At 68.4% G+C, this 14,824-nt stretch carries 14 protein-coding genes; 7 read left to right on the top strand and 7 right to left on the bottom strand.

What is annotated here, in order from left to right:
- Positions 1-82: 82 nt before the first annotated feature.
- Positions 83-781, bottom strand: a complete 699-nt coding sequence (locus tag QC283_RS27680) for a DUF5324 family protein (protein ID WP_279564425.1) — start codon at positions 779-781, stop codon at positions 83-85.
- Positions 782-1,100: 319 nt separating this feature from the next.
- Between QC283_RS27680 and QC283_RS27675 the strand changes: the two genes are divergently transcribed.
- Positions 1,101-1,634: a peptidylprolyl isomerase gene (locus tag QC283_RS27675; RefSeq protein ID WP_279564424.1), complete on the top strand. Its 534-nt coding sequence runs from the start codon at positions 1,101-1,103 to the stop codon at positions 1,632-1,634.
- A gap of 103 nt (positions 1,635-1,737) precedes the next feature.
- Positions 1,738-2,625, top strand: a complete 888-nt coding sequence (locus QC283_RS27670) for a rhomboid family intramembrane serine protease (protein WP_279564423.1) — start codon at positions 1,738-1,740, stop codon at positions 2,623-2,625.
- Positions 2,626-2,881: 256 nt separating this feature from the next.
- Here QC283_RS27670 and crgA read toward each other — a convergent pair whose 3' ends face one another.
- Positions 2,882-3,136, bottom strand: coding sequence for a cell division protein CrgA (crgA, locus tag QC283_RS27665; protein WP_121748040.1), 255 nt, complete (start codon positions 3,134-3,136; stop codon positions 2,882-2,884).
- A 121-nt stretch (positions 3,137-3,257) separates the two neighbouring features.
- On the opposite strand from crgA, the gene QC283_RS27660 reads away from it, so the two are divergent.
- The 5 genes from QC283_RS27660 to QC283_RS27640 all read left to right on the top strand — a co-directional run bounded on the left by QC283_RS27660 (position 3,258) and on the right by QC283_RS27640 (position 6,796).
- A complete protein-coding gene (locus QC283_RS27660) occupies positions 3,258-4,037 on the top strand; it encodes a DUF881 domain-containing protein (protein WP_279564422.1) in 780 nt (259 codons plus the stop codon).
- An 81-nt stretch (positions 4,038-4,118) separates the two neighbouring features.
- Positions 4,119-4,280, top strand: a complete 162-nt coding sequence (locus QC283_RS27655; protein ID WP_043382636.1) for a hypothetical protein — start codon at positions 4,119-4,121, stop codon at positions 4,278-4,280.
- Positions 4,277-4,915: an aminodeoxychorismate/anthranilate synthase component II gene (locus QC283_RS27650; protein WP_279564421.1), complete on the top strand. Its 639-nt coding sequence runs from the start codon at positions 4,277-4,279 to the stop codon at positions 4,913-4,915. The genes QC283_RS27655 and QC283_RS27650 overlap by 4 nt, the downstream gene beginning before the upstream one ends.
- Positions 4,912-6,009, top strand: a complete 1,098-nt coding sequence (locus QC283_RS27645) for a class E sortase (RefSeq protein WP_279564420.1) — start codon at positions 4,912-4,914, stop codon at positions 6,007-6,009. The genes QC283_RS27650 and QC283_RS27645 overlap by 4 nt, the downstream gene beginning before the upstream one ends.
- Before the next feature lie 13 nt (positions 6,010-6,022).
- On the top strand, positions 6,023-6,796 hold the full coding sequence (locus QC283_RS27640) for a class E sortase (protein ID WP_279564419.1): 774 nt from the start codon (positions 6,023-6,025) through the stop codon (positions 6,794-6,796).
- A 69-nt stretch (positions 6,797-6,865) separates the two neighbouring features.
- Here the strand turns inward: QC283_RS27640 and QC283_RS27635 are convergent, their stop codons facing one another.
- The 5 genes from QC283_RS27635 to QC283_RS27615 all read right to left on the bottom strand — a co-directional run bounded on the left by QC283_RS27635 (position 6,866) and on the right by QC283_RS27615 (position 14,749).
- Entirely contained in the window at positions 6,866-7,912 is a 1,047-nt protein-coding gene (locus QC283_RS27635) for a restriction endonuclease (protein ID WP_279564418.1), read from the bottom strand.
- Positions 7,913-8,062: 150 nt separating this feature from the next.
- Positions 8,063-10,078, bottom strand: coding sequence for a Stk1 family PASTA domain-containing Ser/Thr kinase (gene pknB, locus QC283_RS27630; protein WP_279564417.1), 2,016 nt, complete (start codon positions 10,076-10,078; stop codon positions 8,063-8,065).
- Between the two features lie 190 nt (positions 10,079-10,268).
- A complete protein-coding gene (locus QC283_RS27625; protein ID WP_279564416.1) occupies positions 10,269-11,741 on the bottom strand; it encodes a peptidoglycan D,D-transpeptidase FtsI family protein in 1,473 nt (490 codons plus the stop codon).
- Entirely contained in the window at positions 11,738-13,174 is a 1,437-nt protein-coding gene (locus QC283_RS27620; RefSeq protein WP_279564415.1) for an FtsW/RodA/SpoVE family cell cycle protein, read from the bottom strand. Before QC283_RS27620 ends, QC283_RS27625 begins: the two co-directional genes overlap by 4 nt.
- Positions 13,175-13,201: 27 nt before the next feature.
- Positions 13,202-14,749 carry a Stp1/IreP family PP2C-type Ser/Thr phosphatase gene (locus QC283_RS27615; protein ID WP_279564414.1) on the bottom strand — a complete coding sequence of 516 codons (1,548 nt, stop codon included), beginning with the start codon at positions 14,747-14,749 and terminating at the stop codon, positions 13,202-13,204.
- Positions 14,750-14,824: the final 75 nt, after the last annotated feature.

The raw sequence follows: 14,824 nt of genomic DNA, 5'->3' as shown, positions 1-14,824 counted from the left end.
ACGTGAAACATCGCCGCGGGGCGGAAGACCCTCAAGTCTTCCGCCCCGCGGCGATGTGAATACCGACCCACGTCGGCGAAGCTCAGCGGAGCTCGTCGCCCTCCGCCTCCTCCTGCGCCTGCTTGGCCTGCACCTCGGGATCGAGAAGCGCCTCACCGGTGCCGTCCACCGACGTCAGCCGCCCCGACTCGGCAACCTCCGTCGCCTCCGGCGGCTCCACCAACCAGTCCGGGTTCGCCTGCTTGTCCCACCACTTCCAGGCAGCGAACGCACCGCCCGCGACCACCCCCGCCACCGCCAGGACCCGGGCGATACGCCCGGCCCTCGCCCGGCGCCGATGCCTGCGCGTCAGCCGCTGGATCTCCTTGGCCGTGACCTGACCCCGCAGCGCGGCCAACGCGGCAGCACCCCGGGCAGCGGCCTCGTCCCTGACGGGCCCAGCCGCGGCCACCGCCTGCTCGATCCTCGGCCGCGAGTAGTCAGCCGCCTGCCGGGCAGCCAGTCGCGCACGGACGGCCGCCTCCTGCGCGGCCGCGTCCATCTTCGGCGGCACATGCGTACGGGCCTGATCCAGCCGCGGCGCCACATGCGCCCCATACTGGAGACGGGCCTGACACGCGGCCTGCGACACCTTGGGCGCCAGCCGTCCGCGCGCCTCCTGTGCATAGTGAGCGGCCCTGTCCTTGGCCGTGTCGGCGTAGGGCGCCACCACTTCCGCGGCGTGCAGCACGCTGTCCTTCGCCGAACCGGTCGCGGCGCGCACGCTGTCGATGCGGGTCACGGGTTCCTCCTCCTCGGTGGCGTACGGTAATTCGACTTTCCACCCTTTTACGGATCATGCCTGCGGACCTGCTGCCAGGCATGTGAGGGCGGGCATCCGGGTCACAGACGGTGTCTTCGGGCCCTCTGTGACAAGCGGTGACGAAGTTGCGAACAAGAGCCGATCAACATCGATAACGGATGAATACCGGGCAACGAGAGCCTGTCGACGACAATGCCACGGATCGACGACCCGCGCTCGTGACCCAGCGACATGAGCGACCTGCGCGTCCCCACCGTGCGAGGATCGAAGCGCACGAATAGACAACGGAAGGCACACCGTGGCCGAGCAGCTCTACGCCACCCTGAAGACCAGCCAAGGCCACATCAAGATCCGCCTGCTGCCGAACCACGCCCCCAGGACGGTCAAAAACTTCGTCGAACTCGCCCAGGGCGAGCGGGAGTGGACCCACCCCGCCACCGGCGAGAAGACCACGGCCAGGCTCTACGACGGCACGGTCTTCCACCGGGTCCTCAGCGGCTTCATGATCCAGGGCGGTGACCCGCTGGGCAACGGCACCGGCGACCCCGGCTACCAGTTCGAGGACGAGTTCCACCCCGACCTCGCCTTCGACAAGCCCTACCTGCTGGCCATGGCCAACGCCGGCCCCGGCACCAACGGCTCGCAGTTCTTCATCACCGTCTCCCCGACGACATGGCTGAACCGCAAGCACACGATCTTCGGCGAGGTGACCGACGCGGCCAGCCAGAAGGTCGTCGATACCATCGCCACCACCCAGACCAACCCCCGCACAGACCGCCCCGTCAACGACGTCGTCATCGAATCGGTCGCCGTCGAGACCCGCGACGACTGACCCGCCCGCCCACAGGGCAGGAACCAAACGCCCCGCCCATCCGTAAAGACGGGCGGGGCGGTGCATTTGCGCACACCGCTCGCAGGACGACCGAGGGGACGCCATGGACCACGCGGCAGCCGGCTCACCGGACGCCCAGAAACCGCCCGGCTGCTACCGCCACCCCGACCGCGAGACCGGCATCAGCTGCACCCGCTGCGAACGCCCCATCTGCCCCGACTGCATGGTCAACGCCTCCGTCGGCTTCCACTGCCCCGAATGCGCCACCGGCCGCAGCGGCACCGGGCCCGCCCCCGCCGCCTCCAGGCCCCGCACCCTCGCGGGCGGGACCATCGCCGCCGACCCCCACCTCCTCACCAAGATCCTCATCGGGATCAACGCGGCGGTCTTCATCGCCGTCCACGCCCTGTCTTCGTCGTTCCTCGGTGACCTGGTCCTCATCGGGCGATGGCCCCCCGCCCCCTTCGTCCCGACCGAAGGCGTCGCGGAGGGCGAGTGGTACCGCCTGGTGACCACGATGTTCACCCACCAGGAGATCTGGCACATCGGCTTCAACATGCTCAGCCTCTGGTTCCTCGGCGGCCCCCTGGAAGCGGCCCTCGGCAGGGCCCGCTACCTCACGCTCTACCTCGTCTCCGGCCTGGCCGGCAGCGCCCTCACCTACCTGCTCGCCTCACCCACCACGGCCACCCTCGGCGCCTCCGGCGCGGTCTTCGGCCTCTTCGGCGCCACCGCGGCCCTCGTCCGCCGCCTCAACGCGGACATGCGGCCGATCGTCATCCTGCTGGCGATCAACCTGGTCTTCACCTTCACCTGGGCCAACATCGCCTGGCAGGCCCACGTCGGCGGCCTCGTCGCCGGCGCCGCGATCGGCTACGCGATGCTCCACGCCCCGCGCGAGCGGCGGACGCTCGTGCAGTACGGCACCTGCGCGGTGGTCCTCGTGGCCGTCGTCGGTCTGACCCTGTTGAGAACCGCCCAGCTCACCTGAGCGCCCGTTGTCCACAGTAGGTGCCGGATCTTGTGCACAGTGTGCGAGAACAAGAGTGCCCCCTGACACTGACCTTCGTTTCCGCAGGTCAGGCAGGGGGCGAACATGTTTTCGGGTACCGGTACTTCCGTCACACCGGCGTCAATGCCCAGTGGGTTATCCACAGATCGTCTTTCTTTTCCCCACCATGTGGACGGCGCCTGTGGATAACTCCGTGGATAGTCCTGGGCAGAGCTACTGCGGCGTTACCGCGGAGCTACTTCCACTGCGTCGAGACACCGAATCCGGCGGCGATGAAACCGAAGCCCACCACGATGTTCCAGTTGCCCAGCGCGTCGATGGGAAGTGAACCGTCGGTGACATAGAAGACGACGATCCAGGCGAGGCCGATGACGAACATGGCCAGCATGACGGGCGCGACCCAGCTGCGGCTGGTCAGCTTGATGCTGGTCGCCTGCTTCGAGGGCGGCGGCGTGTAGTCGGCCTTCTTGCGGATACGTGACTTCGGCACGAGGGTCTCTCCTGTCGATGCGCTGCGTGGCCGCGCAGGGAACGGGGTCGGGGACTTGAAGCGCTCCCCCGGGCGTCCGTTAGCGTAGTGCTTCCGTGGCGCCGAAGGAGATAAGGGTACGTTGAGCAATTCTGCCGACTCCTCCGGGACTGAATCCAGTCCTGTCCGCAAGCGCCGTTTCCGGCCGGTGCGGGTACTCACGGCAGCCGTCTTCGCGCTCGCGGGGCTCATTTTCTTCACCAGCTTCAATACCGCCAAGGGCACCAATATCCGCACGGATGCCTCTTTGCTCAAGTTGTCCGATCTCATCCATGAGCGGAGCCGGGAGAACGGTCGGCTGGAGGAGTCCAACGCGGCTCTGAGGGACGACGTCGACGCGCTCGCCGAGCGCGACAACGGAAGTACGAAGGCGGAGGCGGACAGGCTCGCGGAGCTGGAGAAGAAGGCGGGTACGCAGAAGCTGAAGGGTGAGTCGATCTCGGTCACGCTCGACGACGCCCCGCCGGACGCCACCGCCAAGCTCCCCGGCTACCCGGAGCCCGAGCCCGACTACCTGGTGATCCACCAGCAGGATCTGCAGGCCGTGGTGAACGCGCTGTGGCAGGGCGGGGCGGAGGGCATCAAGGTCATGGACCAGCGGCTGATCTCCACCAGCGCGGTGCGCTGCGTGGGCAACACGCTGATTCTGCAGGGCCGGGTCTACTCGCCGCCGTACAAGATCCAGGCGGTCGGTGATCCGGAGCGGCTGAGGGAGGCGCTGGCGGCATCGCCGACGATCCAGAACTACATGGTGTACGTCAATGTCTACGGGCTCGGCTGGAAGGTCGAGGACGAGGGACGGGTGACGCTGCCGGGCTACTCGGGCACGGCGGACCTGCACTATGCCCGGCCTGTGGATTGACGCCGTTCCGCAGGGCCTCGCGCCGTTAGTCTGGTGCCGTACGGCGTGATTCCGGCGCCGTGGTGCGACGGAAGGGACGGCATGTACGGCTGGATCTGGCGGCATCTGCCGGGGAACGCGTGGGTGAAGGCGCTGCTCTCGCTGGTGCTGGCGGTGGCCGTGGTCTACGTCCTGTTCCAGTACGTCTTCCCGTGGGCCGAACCGCTGCTTCCCTTCAACGATGTGACGGTGGACAACCAGTGAGCGCGCGCATCCTCGTCGTCGACAACTACGACAGCTTCGTCTTCAACCTGGTGCAGTACCTGTACCAGCTGGGTGCCGAGTGCGAGGTGCTGCGCAACGACGAGGTGTCGACGGCGCACGCCCAGGACGGTTTCGACGGCGTACTGCTGTCGCCGGGGCCGGGAACGCCGGAGCAGGCGGGCGTGTGCGTCGAGATGGTGCGGCACTGCGCGGCGACCGGGGTGCCGGTCTTCGGGGTCTGTCTGGGCATGCAGTCGATGCAGGTGGCGTACGGGGGTGTGGTGGACCGGGCGCCGGAGCTGCTGCACGGCAAGACCTCGCCGGTCGAGCACGCGGGCCGGGGCGTCTTCGCGGGGCTGCCGTCCCCCTTCACGGCGACGCGGTACCACTCGCTGGCGGCGGAGCCGGCCACGGTGCCGGCGGAGCTGGAGGTGACGGCCCGTACGCCGGACGGGATCGTGATGGGGCTGCGCCACCGTGAACTGCCGGTCGAGGGTGTGCAGTTCCATCCGGAGTCGGTGCTGACCGAGCACGGGCACCGGATGCTGGCCAACTGGCTGGTGGAGTGCGGCGACCAGGGCGCGGTGGCGAGGTCGGCGGGGCTCGCCCCGGTGGTGGGCAGGGCCACGGCGTGACCGCACTGCGCCCCGAGCGCGACTCCGGCGCGGCCGGTGACCAGGGATCCTCGTACGGGCAGCCGTACGGGGATTCCGGTGCGTTCGGGGACGGTTGGTACGAGGGCTTCTCTTCCGGGGACTTCTCTTCCGAGGGCTTCTCTTCCGGCGACTTCTCTTCGGAGGGGGCGTATCGGCCGGTCGTCGAGGACGACGAGACGGTGGCGCTGCGGGTTCCGGAGCCGCCGCGGGAGCGAGGGGGGCCCGCCGCTTCTACGGACGGTCCCGTGGATGGCGGGCGCGCGGCCCGCAGGAAGGCCGCGAAACGGCGTCAAGGGCGCCGTGGGGCCGCTCGCGGGTCGTCGGCGGTATCGGAGCCGGACGAGGAACCGAAAGCGCCTCTGTCGCGCGTTGAGGCGCGTCGGCAGGCCCGTGCGCGCAAGCCGGGGGCGGCCGTGATCGCGAGCCGGGCGATCGGTGAGGTCTTCATCACGTCCGGTGTGCTGATGCTGCTGTTCGTCACGTACCAGTTGTGGTGGACGAACGTGCGGGCGCAGGCGCAGGCGGACAAGGCGGCGAGCAGCCTCCAGGAGGACTGGGCGAACGGCAAGCGGAATCCGGGGGTCTTCGAGCCGGGGCAGGGTTTCGCGCTGCTGCACATTCCCAAGCTGGACGTGGTGGTGCCGATCGCGGAGGGCATCGACGACGAGAAGGTGCTGGACCGGGGGATGGTCGGGCACTATGCCGAGGGCGCGCTGAAGACGGCGATGCCGGACGCGAAGACGGGCAACTTCGGGCTGGCGGGGCATCGCAACACGCATGGTGAACCGTTCCGGTACATCAACAAGCTGGGTCCGGGCGATCCGATCGTCGTGGAGACTCAGGACAGGTACTTCGTGTACAAGATGGCGTCGATCCTGCCGGTGACGTCGCCGAGCAACATCAGTGTTCTCGATCCGGTGCCGAAGCAGTCGGGGTTCAAGGAGTCGGGCCGGTACATCACGCTCACGACCTGCACTCCGGAGTTCACCAGTAAGTACCGGATGATCGTCTGGGGCAAGATGGTCGAGGAACGGCCGCGCAGCAAGGGCAAGCCGGATGCGCTCGTCAGTTAAGGGCGGATGACCAGTGGCAGCGAGCACCGACACGGAGCACGAAGAGCGGACCGGCGCGGACGGTTCACCGGGCCCCGCGGCACGCCGCCGCGGACGCGGCCCGGGGCGGATCGTCGCGCAGGCCGTCAGTGTCCTCGGCGAGCTCCTCATCACCGCGGGCCTGGTGCTGGGCCTGTTCGTCGTCTACTCGCTGTGGTGGACGAACGTGGTCGCCGACCGCGCGGCGGACAAGCAGGCCGACCAGGTCCGTGACAACTGGGCGCAGGACCGGGTCGGCCCGGACGGTCCGGGGGCGCTGGACACGAAGGCGGGCATCGGGTTCCTGCACGTGCCGGCGATGGGGAACGGCGACATCCTGGTGGAGAAGGGCACGTCGATGAAGGTCCTCAACGACGGCGTGGCCGGTTACTACACGGACCCGGTGAAGTCGGCGCTGCCGACGTCCGGCAAGGAGGGCAACTTCTCGCTGGCGGCGCACCGGGACGGGCACGGGGCGAAGTTCCACAACATCGACAAGATCGAGGAGGGGGACCCGATCGTCTTCGAGACGAAGGACAAGTGGTACGTCTACAAGACCTACGCGGTCCTTCCCGAGACGTCGAAGTACAACGTCAGGGTCCTCGACGCGGTCCCCAAGGAGTCCGGCAAGAAGAAGGCCGGCCACTACATCACGCTGACGACCTGCACACCGCTGTACACGAGCCGGTACCGGTACGTGGTGTGGGGGGAGCTGGTGCGTACGGAGAAGGTGGACGGGGAGCGGACTCCGCCGAAGGAACTGCGCTGAGGTGAGCCTAGGATGACGGAGGCCCGAAGCCGCAACTTACCCTTGCGGCTTCGGGCCTCTTCGTTCATCTCACTGCAGGACAGTCAGTGGTGCACCGGCGCTCCATTCCTCCAGGAGCCCGCGGTGTACCGCGGTGATGCCGCCCTCGGCGGCGATGTTCCGGGCGTCCCGCGTGAAGGGGCACGTCGCCACGAACAGGGCTACCTCGGAGCTGTGCAGGACTTTCGCTCCGACGAACTTCTGGACCTCGGGGCTGGTGATGGAGAGGTGAGGCGCGAACCTCTTGCACTGGACGGCGAGGGTTCGCCCGTCGGCTGTGAGCGCGGTGATGTCGATGCCTCGGTCCCTGTTGCCACCACGCACGATGACGTTGGTGCAGCCGTCGCGGCGGAGCAGTGTGGCGACGTGCTCCTCGAACTCACGGCCGTTCATGGCGTCCATGGAGGCCATGACGCCGACCAGCGGACGGTCCTCTCGTGGGCTTTCCAGTCGCTGCAGTCGAGCGTGGTGCTGTCGGAGCCGCTTCTCGATGCGCTGGACGCCTGTGCGGAGAGCGATGAGCTCTTGTCGGTGGTCGCTCGATGCCTCGATCAGGGCGTTGAACATCGGTACGACGGTCCTGCCGAGGATGTGGGTGATGCGCTCGTCGATGCGGGCGTCGAGGGCGGCGGAGGCTGCCGCGGGAGGGTTGTCCACAGGCTGTGTGCGGGCCTGGTACTCCATGTCGAGCAGATACACACGGACCTGACGCGCGACGTCGCTGTCCCGGAGGAGCATGGCGATGTTGAGCACGGAACGACGCGAGTAGAGGGTGAGGCTTGACCGGGGCTGTGGATAACCTCCCGGATAGCGTGACAGGATGTCACGCTTGAATTGTGCGAGCTCAGGGCCTTGCAGTGTCAGCATGCCGTTGCGGGACAGCTCCTCACGGTGCCTTGCTTTGAGCTGGCGGATGGCTTCAGTGGTGACGCCGAAGTAGGCCGCCACCATCGCCGTGGTCACATGCATGCCGTCCGGCAGCAGGGACAGCGCCTTGACGCGGTCGAGTACGTCCGTGTGTTCGAGGACAGTGCTGCGCAGGGTCGCTGATTCCAGCAGGGCAGTCTCGCTGATCATGTCGTTCCTCCCTCGGGTTGTGTGGTCACCCTGAGTCAACGAGTCATGACATACGAAGACACGATCGATGACCGGCGACGCGCACGACGGAGCCCCGGTCCCTCCGCTGAGGGGCCGGGGCTCTGGCCGTTCCGGGGTGCGCGGGGTGGGTCAGTCGTCGCCGCGCAGGCCACCGATGAAGCCGCCGCCGTTGCCGCCGCCACCGCCGTTGCCGTTGCCGCCCATGGTGGTGAGGGTGATGGGCGTGGCGGCCGGGTCGTCGACCTCGGTGCCGGGCTGCGGGTCGATGGCGATCACCGTGGCGTTGTCGTCGCCCGGGGCGCCGGGGGCGACCTGGACGTTGGTGAAGCCGCTCTGCTGGAGGGTCTGCCGTGCCTGCGCGAGGCTCTGGGTGCGGACCTCCGGCACCTTGGTCTTCTCGGCGACCTTGCCGATGGCGATCGTCACCTGCGAGCCCTTGTCGACCTGCTGGCCGGACTGCGGTGTGGTGGAGATGACCTTGCCGTTCTGGTTCGGGTCGGTCGTGGGCTGCTCGGTGCAGACGGCCGTGAGGTCGCCGCCGCTCTCCACCTGGGCCTTGGCCTCGTCACAGGTACGGCCGACGACGTCGGGCACCGTGGCCTTCTCCGCGGCCTTGGCGACCTCCAGGGTCACCGTGGAGCCCTTCTCCAGCTCGTTGCCCGGGTCGGGGTTCTGGCTGAGGACGGTGCCCTCGTCCTGGGAGGACTCGGTCTGCTTCTGCTCGACGACGAAGCCCTTGTCCTCGAGCTGCTGGGTGGCCTCGTCGATGTTCTTGTCGATCACGTTCGGCACGGCGACCTTCGGGGCGCCGGTGGAGACGACGAGGTTGACGGTGGACTTCTTGTCGACCTCGGTGCCCTGTTTGGGGTCCTGGGAGCAGATGCTGCCCTTCTTCTGGTCCTCGCAGGGCTTCTCCGTGAAGGCCAGTTCCAGGTCGGCGTTGGTCGCCTGTTGCTGGGCGTCGTCCTTGGTCAGGCCGATGAGGCTGGGTACCGACACCTTGTCGTTGCCCGGTCCTCCTCCTCCCCCGATGGCGTACTTGCCGATGAGGATGGCGCCGACGAGGACGAGGACGCCGGCCAGGACCAGGAAGATCGTGGAGGTGTGGGACTTGCGGGGCTGCTGGCGGCGCCGGTCGGGGCGGTCGTCGTAGCCGTAGCCGCCGTCGTCCGCGTTCATGGGCGGCAGCATCGTCGTGGCGCCCGCTCCGGCGTCGGAGCGCAGGGCGGTGGTCGGCTGGTCGTCGGGGTAGGCGCCGTAGCCGCCCGCGGTCATGGCGCCCAGTGCGGCGGTGGCGCCGACCGGCTGGCCGTCGAGGCAGGCCTCGATGTCGGCGCGCATCTCGTCGGCCGACTGGTAGCGGTAGTCGGGGTCCTTGACCAGGGCCTTCAGCACGATCGCGTCCATCTCGGGCGTGATCTCGGGGTCGAAGACGCTGGGCGCCTGCGGTTCCTCGCGGACGTGCTGGTAGGCGACGGCGACCGGGGAGTCGCCGACGAAGGGCGGGCGGACCGTGAGCAGCTCGTAGAGCAGGCAGCCGGTGGAGTACAGGTCGGAGCGGGCGTCGACCTGTTCGCCCTTGGCCTGCTCCGGGGAGAGGTACTGGGCGGTGCCGATGACCGCGGCGGTCTGGGTCATGGTCATGCCGGAGTCGCCCATGGCGCGGGCGATGCCGAAGTCCATGACCTTGACCTGGCCGTCCCGCGTCAGCATGACGTTGGCCGGTTTGATGTCGCGGTGGACGATGCCGGCGCGGTGCGAGTACTCCAGGGCCTGGAGGATGCCGATGGTCATCTCCAGGGTCCGCTCCGGCAGCAGTCTGCGGCCGGAGTGGAGCAGTTCGCGGAGTGTGGAGCCGTCGACGTACTCCATGACGATGTACGGGATCGACACGTTGTCGATGTAGTCCTCGCCCGTGTCGTAGACCGCCACGATCGCGGGGTGGTTGAGCGAGGCGGCCGACTGGGCCTCCCGGCGGAAGCGGGCCTGGAAGGACGGGTCGCGCGCGAGGTCCGCGCGCAGCGTCTTCACCGCTACCTGGCGTCCGAGCCGGGTGTCATGTGCGTGGTAAACCTCCGCCATGCCACCACGGCCGAGCACCGGGCCCAGCTCGTACCGGCCGCCGAGGCGACGCGGCTCTTCCATAGCTACCTACCAGCCCTCTCCGTCGGTCCCGACCGGCATGCTTGTACGGTCGGAGGCTGCCGTCCGGCCTACGGTACCCGGCTTGCTTTGTGTGACTTGGCCAAGCCGGGCAGCCGATACAGGACCGGTATCGCAACGTGCGCCGATGTGAAGGGGACGTGAGCGGAGTCACGTCCCGTTCATGGCGCGGTTACTTCTTGCTTTCGATGACGGCCTCCATGACGTTCTTCGCGATCGGTGCCGCGAGGCCGCCGCCGGAGATGTCGTCACGGTTGGCGTTCTCGTCCTCGATCACCACGGCCACGGCGACGGGTGAGCTGTCGTCGTCGCCCTTGGCGTACGAGATGAACCAGGCGTAGGGGTTCTCGCTGTTGTCGACGCCGTGCTGTGCGGTGCCGGTCTTGCCGCCCACGGTGACGCCGTCGATCCGCGCGTTGGTTCCCGTTCCGTCCTTGACGACGGTTTCCATCATGGACTGGAGGATCTGGGCGTTGTCCGCGGAGAGCGGCTTGCTCAACTCCTCGGGGTCCGTCTTCTCGGTGGTGTCGAGGCCCGGGTCCTGGAGTTCGTCGACCATGTACGGCTTCATCAGGGTGCCGTTGTTGGCGATGGCCGAGGTGACCATGGCCATCTGCAGGGGGGTGGCGGCGGTGTTGTACTGGCCGATGGCGGAGAGCGCGGTCTGTGACGCGTTCATGTCGCCGGAGAAGACGGAGGCGTTGGAGCGGACGGGGACGAACTGCTCCTCGTCGAAGCCGAACTTCTTGGCGGTCTCGAGCATCTTGTCGTTGCCGAGGTCGGCGCCGATCTTGCCGAAGACGGTGTTGCAGGACACGCGGAGTGCCTCGCGGAGGGTGGCGTTCTCGCAGGGGAGGTCGCCCTCGTTGGGCAGGTCGGTGGTGGTGCCGGGCATCGTCCAGGGCAGGGGGGAGTCGGTCTTGTCGTCCGCCGAGTCGTACAGGTCGTGCTCCAGGGCGGCCGCGGCGGTGAGCACCTTGAAGGTGGAGCCGGGCGGGTAGACCTCGCGCAGGGCGCGGTTGAGCATCGGGTCGTCGGGGTTGTTCTTCTTCTGGAGTTTGTTCCAGGCCTCGCCGTCGGCGTCGCTTCCGCCGGCGATCGAGGTGGGGTCGTACGACGGGTAGGAGGCCATCGAGAGGATCTTGCCGGTGGACGGTTCGAGGGCGACGACGGCTCCCTTGGCGCCCTGCTTCTTCAGGCCGTCGTAGGCGGCCTTCTGGGCGGCGCTGTTGAGGGTGGTGACGACGTTGCCGCCTTCGCGCTTCTTGCCGGTGATCATGTCGAGGGTGTTGCGGAAGAAGAGCCGGTCGTCGTTGCCGGTGAGGATGCCGTCGTCGATGGCTTCGAGCTGGGTGGCGCCGTAGGCCTGGGAGACGTATCCGGTCACGGGCGCCCACATGGCGCCGTCCTTGTAGGTGCGCTTGTACTTGAAGTCGCCCTTGGTGGTGGCGTGGCCGGTGATGGCCTGGCCGTCGACGATGATGTCGCCGCGTGGGCTGGCGTACCGCTCGATGGCGACGCGGCGGTTGTGCTCGTCCTCCTTGAGCTCGTCCGCCTGGACGTACTGGAGCCAGTTGTCGCGGATGAGCAGGGTGAGGACGAGGAGGCCGCAGAAGATCGCGATGCGGCGCAGTGGCTTGTTCACGAGCGGACCACCTGGGTCATTTCGGCGTCCGGGTTGGCGGGTGCGGCGGGTGCCGGTCTGCGGGCGGTGTCGCTGATGCGCAGCAGGATGCCGATCAGTGCCCAGTTGGCGATGACGGAGGAGCCGCCGTAGGCCAGGAAGGGCATGGTCATGCCGGTGAGCGGGATGAGGCCCATGACGCCGCCGGCGACGACGAAGACCTGGAGGGCGAAGGCGCCGGAGAGGCCGATGGCGAGGAGCTTGCCGAACGGGTCGCGGGCGGCGAGGGCGGTGCGTACGCCGCGTTCCACGATCAGCGCGTAGAGCAGGAGGAGTGCCATGAGGCCGGCGAGGCCGAGTTCCTCGCCGAAGGTGGCGAGGATGAAGTCGGAGTTGGAGGCGAAGCGGATGAGGTCGGAGTGGCCCTGGCCCCAGCCGGTGCCGAGGGTGCCGCCGGAGCCGAAGGCCCACAGGGCCTGCATGGCCTGTTCGGAGTGGCCGACCTGGCCGGCGCGGGAGAGCGTGTACTCGCGCATCGGGTCGAGCCAGGCGTCGACGCGCTGCTGGATGTGGGGTTCGAAGCTGGCCACGCCGACGGCGCCGGCGGCGGACATCAGCATGCCGAAGACGATCCAGCTGGTCCGCTCGGTGGCGACGTACAGCATGATCACGAACATGCCGAAGAAGAGCAGCGAGGTGCCGAGGTCGGTCTCGAAGACGAGGATGAGGATCGAGATCGCCCAGACGACGAGGATCGGGCCGAGGTCGCGTCCGCGGGGCAGGTAGAGGCCCATGAAGCGGCGGCTGGCCAGGGCGAGGGCGTCGCGTTTCACCATGAGGTAGCCGGCGAAGAAGATCGCGAGGACGATCTTGGCGAATTCGCCGGGCTGGATGGAGAAGGAGCCGATCTGGATCCAGATGCGGGCGCCGAAGACGTTCTTGCCGAGGCCCGGTACCAGGGGGAGCAGCAGGAGGACCAGGGCGCCGACCATGGAGATGTAGGTGTAGCGCTGTAGGACGCGGTGGTCCTTGAGGAAGATCATGACGGCGACGAACAGGGCGATGCCCATCGCGGTGTACATCAGCTGGCGGGGTGCGGCGTTACCGGCCTGGTCGATGCTCTGGAGCAGTTCGGACTGGTCGAGGCGCCAGATGGCGACGAGTCCGAGTCCGTTGAGCAGGGTGGCCAGGGGCAGCATCAGCGGGTCCGCGTACGGGGCGAACTTGCGGACGACGAGGTGGCCGACGGCGGCCAGGAGGCCGAGGCCGAGGCCGTAGCTCAGCAGGCCGGCGGGCACCTCGTCGTTGATGGCCAGTCCTACGTTGGCGTAGGCGAAGACCGGGATGACGACGGCGAACACGAGCAGAGCCAGCTCGGTGTTGCGCCGGCTCGGGGCGCCGATGGCGCCGATCGTGGACGTGTGGTGTGTCGGCGAGTTGGTGGAACTGCTCATCGTGTGACGGGGCCTCTCACGGCTTGCCTACTGCTTACCGCACAGCGAGACGACCTTCTGCTCTTCCTCCGAGAGGGTCGGGCCGGGGCCTGGAGTGGGTGCGGTCGTGGACGGGGACTCGGACGATTCGGGTGCCTTCGGTGATCCCGACGGGTTCGGGGTCGGTGAGGCCTTGGACGTGAAGGAGGCGGGGGTGGTTCCCGTGGTGCCTCCGGCCTCGCCCTCGCCCGTCTTGGCGTTCTTCTCGGTGTCCGCGGTGCGCTGGTCGGCCTGCTTCTGGCAGGCGGATGCCTGGACCGCCAGTTCCTCGATCTTCGCCCGGGCGTCGGCCAGGTCGCCTTCGGCGATCGTGGACTCGACGAGTTTCTGCTGGTAGGGCGGCAGGTACTTGAGTTCGATCTCGGGGTGGTCCTTCTGGACCTTCGACAGGGAGACCCAGGCGAGGTCCTGGCTGATGCCGCGGTACAGGGCGACGTGGTCGTCCTTGGTGCCGACGTAGTACTGGGTCTGGGTCCAGCGCCAGCCGCCGTACGTGCCGCCGCCGATGACGGCGAGGGCGAGGACGGTGTAGAGGGATCTCTTCAGCCACTTGCGGTTCTTGCGGGGTTTGACGAAGTCGTCGGGCCCGTAGTCGTCGAAGTCGCCGGCCGGGATGTAGCCGGTGATGTCGCCGCTGCCGGGCGGGCCGAACTCGCCGCCCCCGCCGCGCTGTCCGCCCTGGCGGCCGAGGCCGGCGGCGCGGCCGGCCGGGGTCTGCATGATGCCGTTGTCGCCGAACTGGGCCTGGTTCTCGGCGACGGCGCCGACGACGATCGGGGTGTCGGAGAGCTGGCCGGCGAGGGTGTCCCCGGTGTCGAGGTCGAGGACGTCGGCGATGATGACGGTGATGTTGTCGGGGCCGCCGCCGCGCAGGGCGAGCTGGATGAGCTCCTGCACGGTTTCCTGGGGGCCCTGGTAGCTGGCGAGGGTGTCTTCCATCGTCTGGTGGGAGACGACGCCGGAGAGCCCGTCGGAGCAGATGAGGTAGCGGTCGCCGGCCCGTACCTCGCGGATGGACAGGTCGGGTTCGACGTGGTCGCCGCTGCCGAGGGCGCGCATCAGCAGGGAGCGCTGCGGGTGGGTGCCCGCCTCCTCCTCGGTGATGCGTCCTTCGTCGACGAGGCGCTGCACCCAGGTGTGGTCCTGCGTGATCTGGGTGAGGACGCCGTCGCGCAGGAGGTAGGCGCGGGAGTCGCCGACGTGGACGAGGCCGAGGCGCTGGCCGGTCCAGAGCAGGGCGGTGAGGGTGGTGCCCATGCCTTCGAGGGCGGGGTCCTCCTCGACCATCTGGCGGAGCTGGTCGTTGGCGCGCTGCACGGCGGTGCCGAGGGAGGTGAGGATGTCGGAGCCGGGCACGTCGTCGTCGAGGGCGACGATGGTGGAGATCACCTCGGAGGAGGCGACCTCACCGGCGGCCTGGCCGCCCATGCCGTCGGCGATGGCGAGCAGGCGGGGACCGGCGTAGCCGGAGTCCTCGTTGCCCTCGCGGATCATGCCCTTGTGCGATCCGGCGGCGAAGCGCAGTGACAGACTCATGCGCACCTCGCCTGTCGGCTCCGACTGCAGCCGGTCGTGTCGAGCCACACTGCCCACCCTCCGGTCGGGAGCGCG

Origin of the sequence: Streptomyces sp. DH41 (assembly GCF_029813785.1) — a bacterium.
GTDB lineage: Bacteria > Actinomycetota > Actinomycetes > Streptomycetales > Streptomycetaceae > Streptomyces.
This window is presented reverse-complemented; position numbering and strand designations above follow the sequence as displayed.

Bases quoted from the DNA above. Each gene is read 5' to 3' on its own strand.
- pknB (WP_279564417.1), bottom strand. From the start codon at position 10,078: ATGGAAGAGCCGCGTCGCCTCGGCGGCCGGTACGAGCTGGGCCCGGTG.
- QC283_RS27615 (WP_279564414.1), bottom strand. From the start codon at position 14,749: ATGAGTCTGTCACTGCGCTTCGCCGCCGGATCGCACAAGGGCATGATC.
- QC283_RS27620 (WP_279564415.1), bottom strand. From the start codon at position 13,174: ATGAGCAGTTCCACCAACTCGCCGACACACCACACGTCCACGATCGGC.
- QC283_RS27635 (WP_279564418.1), bottom strand. From the start codon at position 7,912: ATGATCAGCGAGACTGCCCTGCTGGAATCAGCGACCCTGCGCAGCACT.
- QC283_RS27670 (WP_279564423.1), top strand. From the start codon at position 1,738: ATGGACCACGCGGCAGCCGGCTCACCGGACGCCCAGAAACCGCCCGGC.
- QC283_RS27655 (WP_043382636.1), top strand. From the start codon at position 4,119: ATGTACGGCTGGATCTGGCGGCATCTGCCGGGGAACGCGTGGGTGAAG.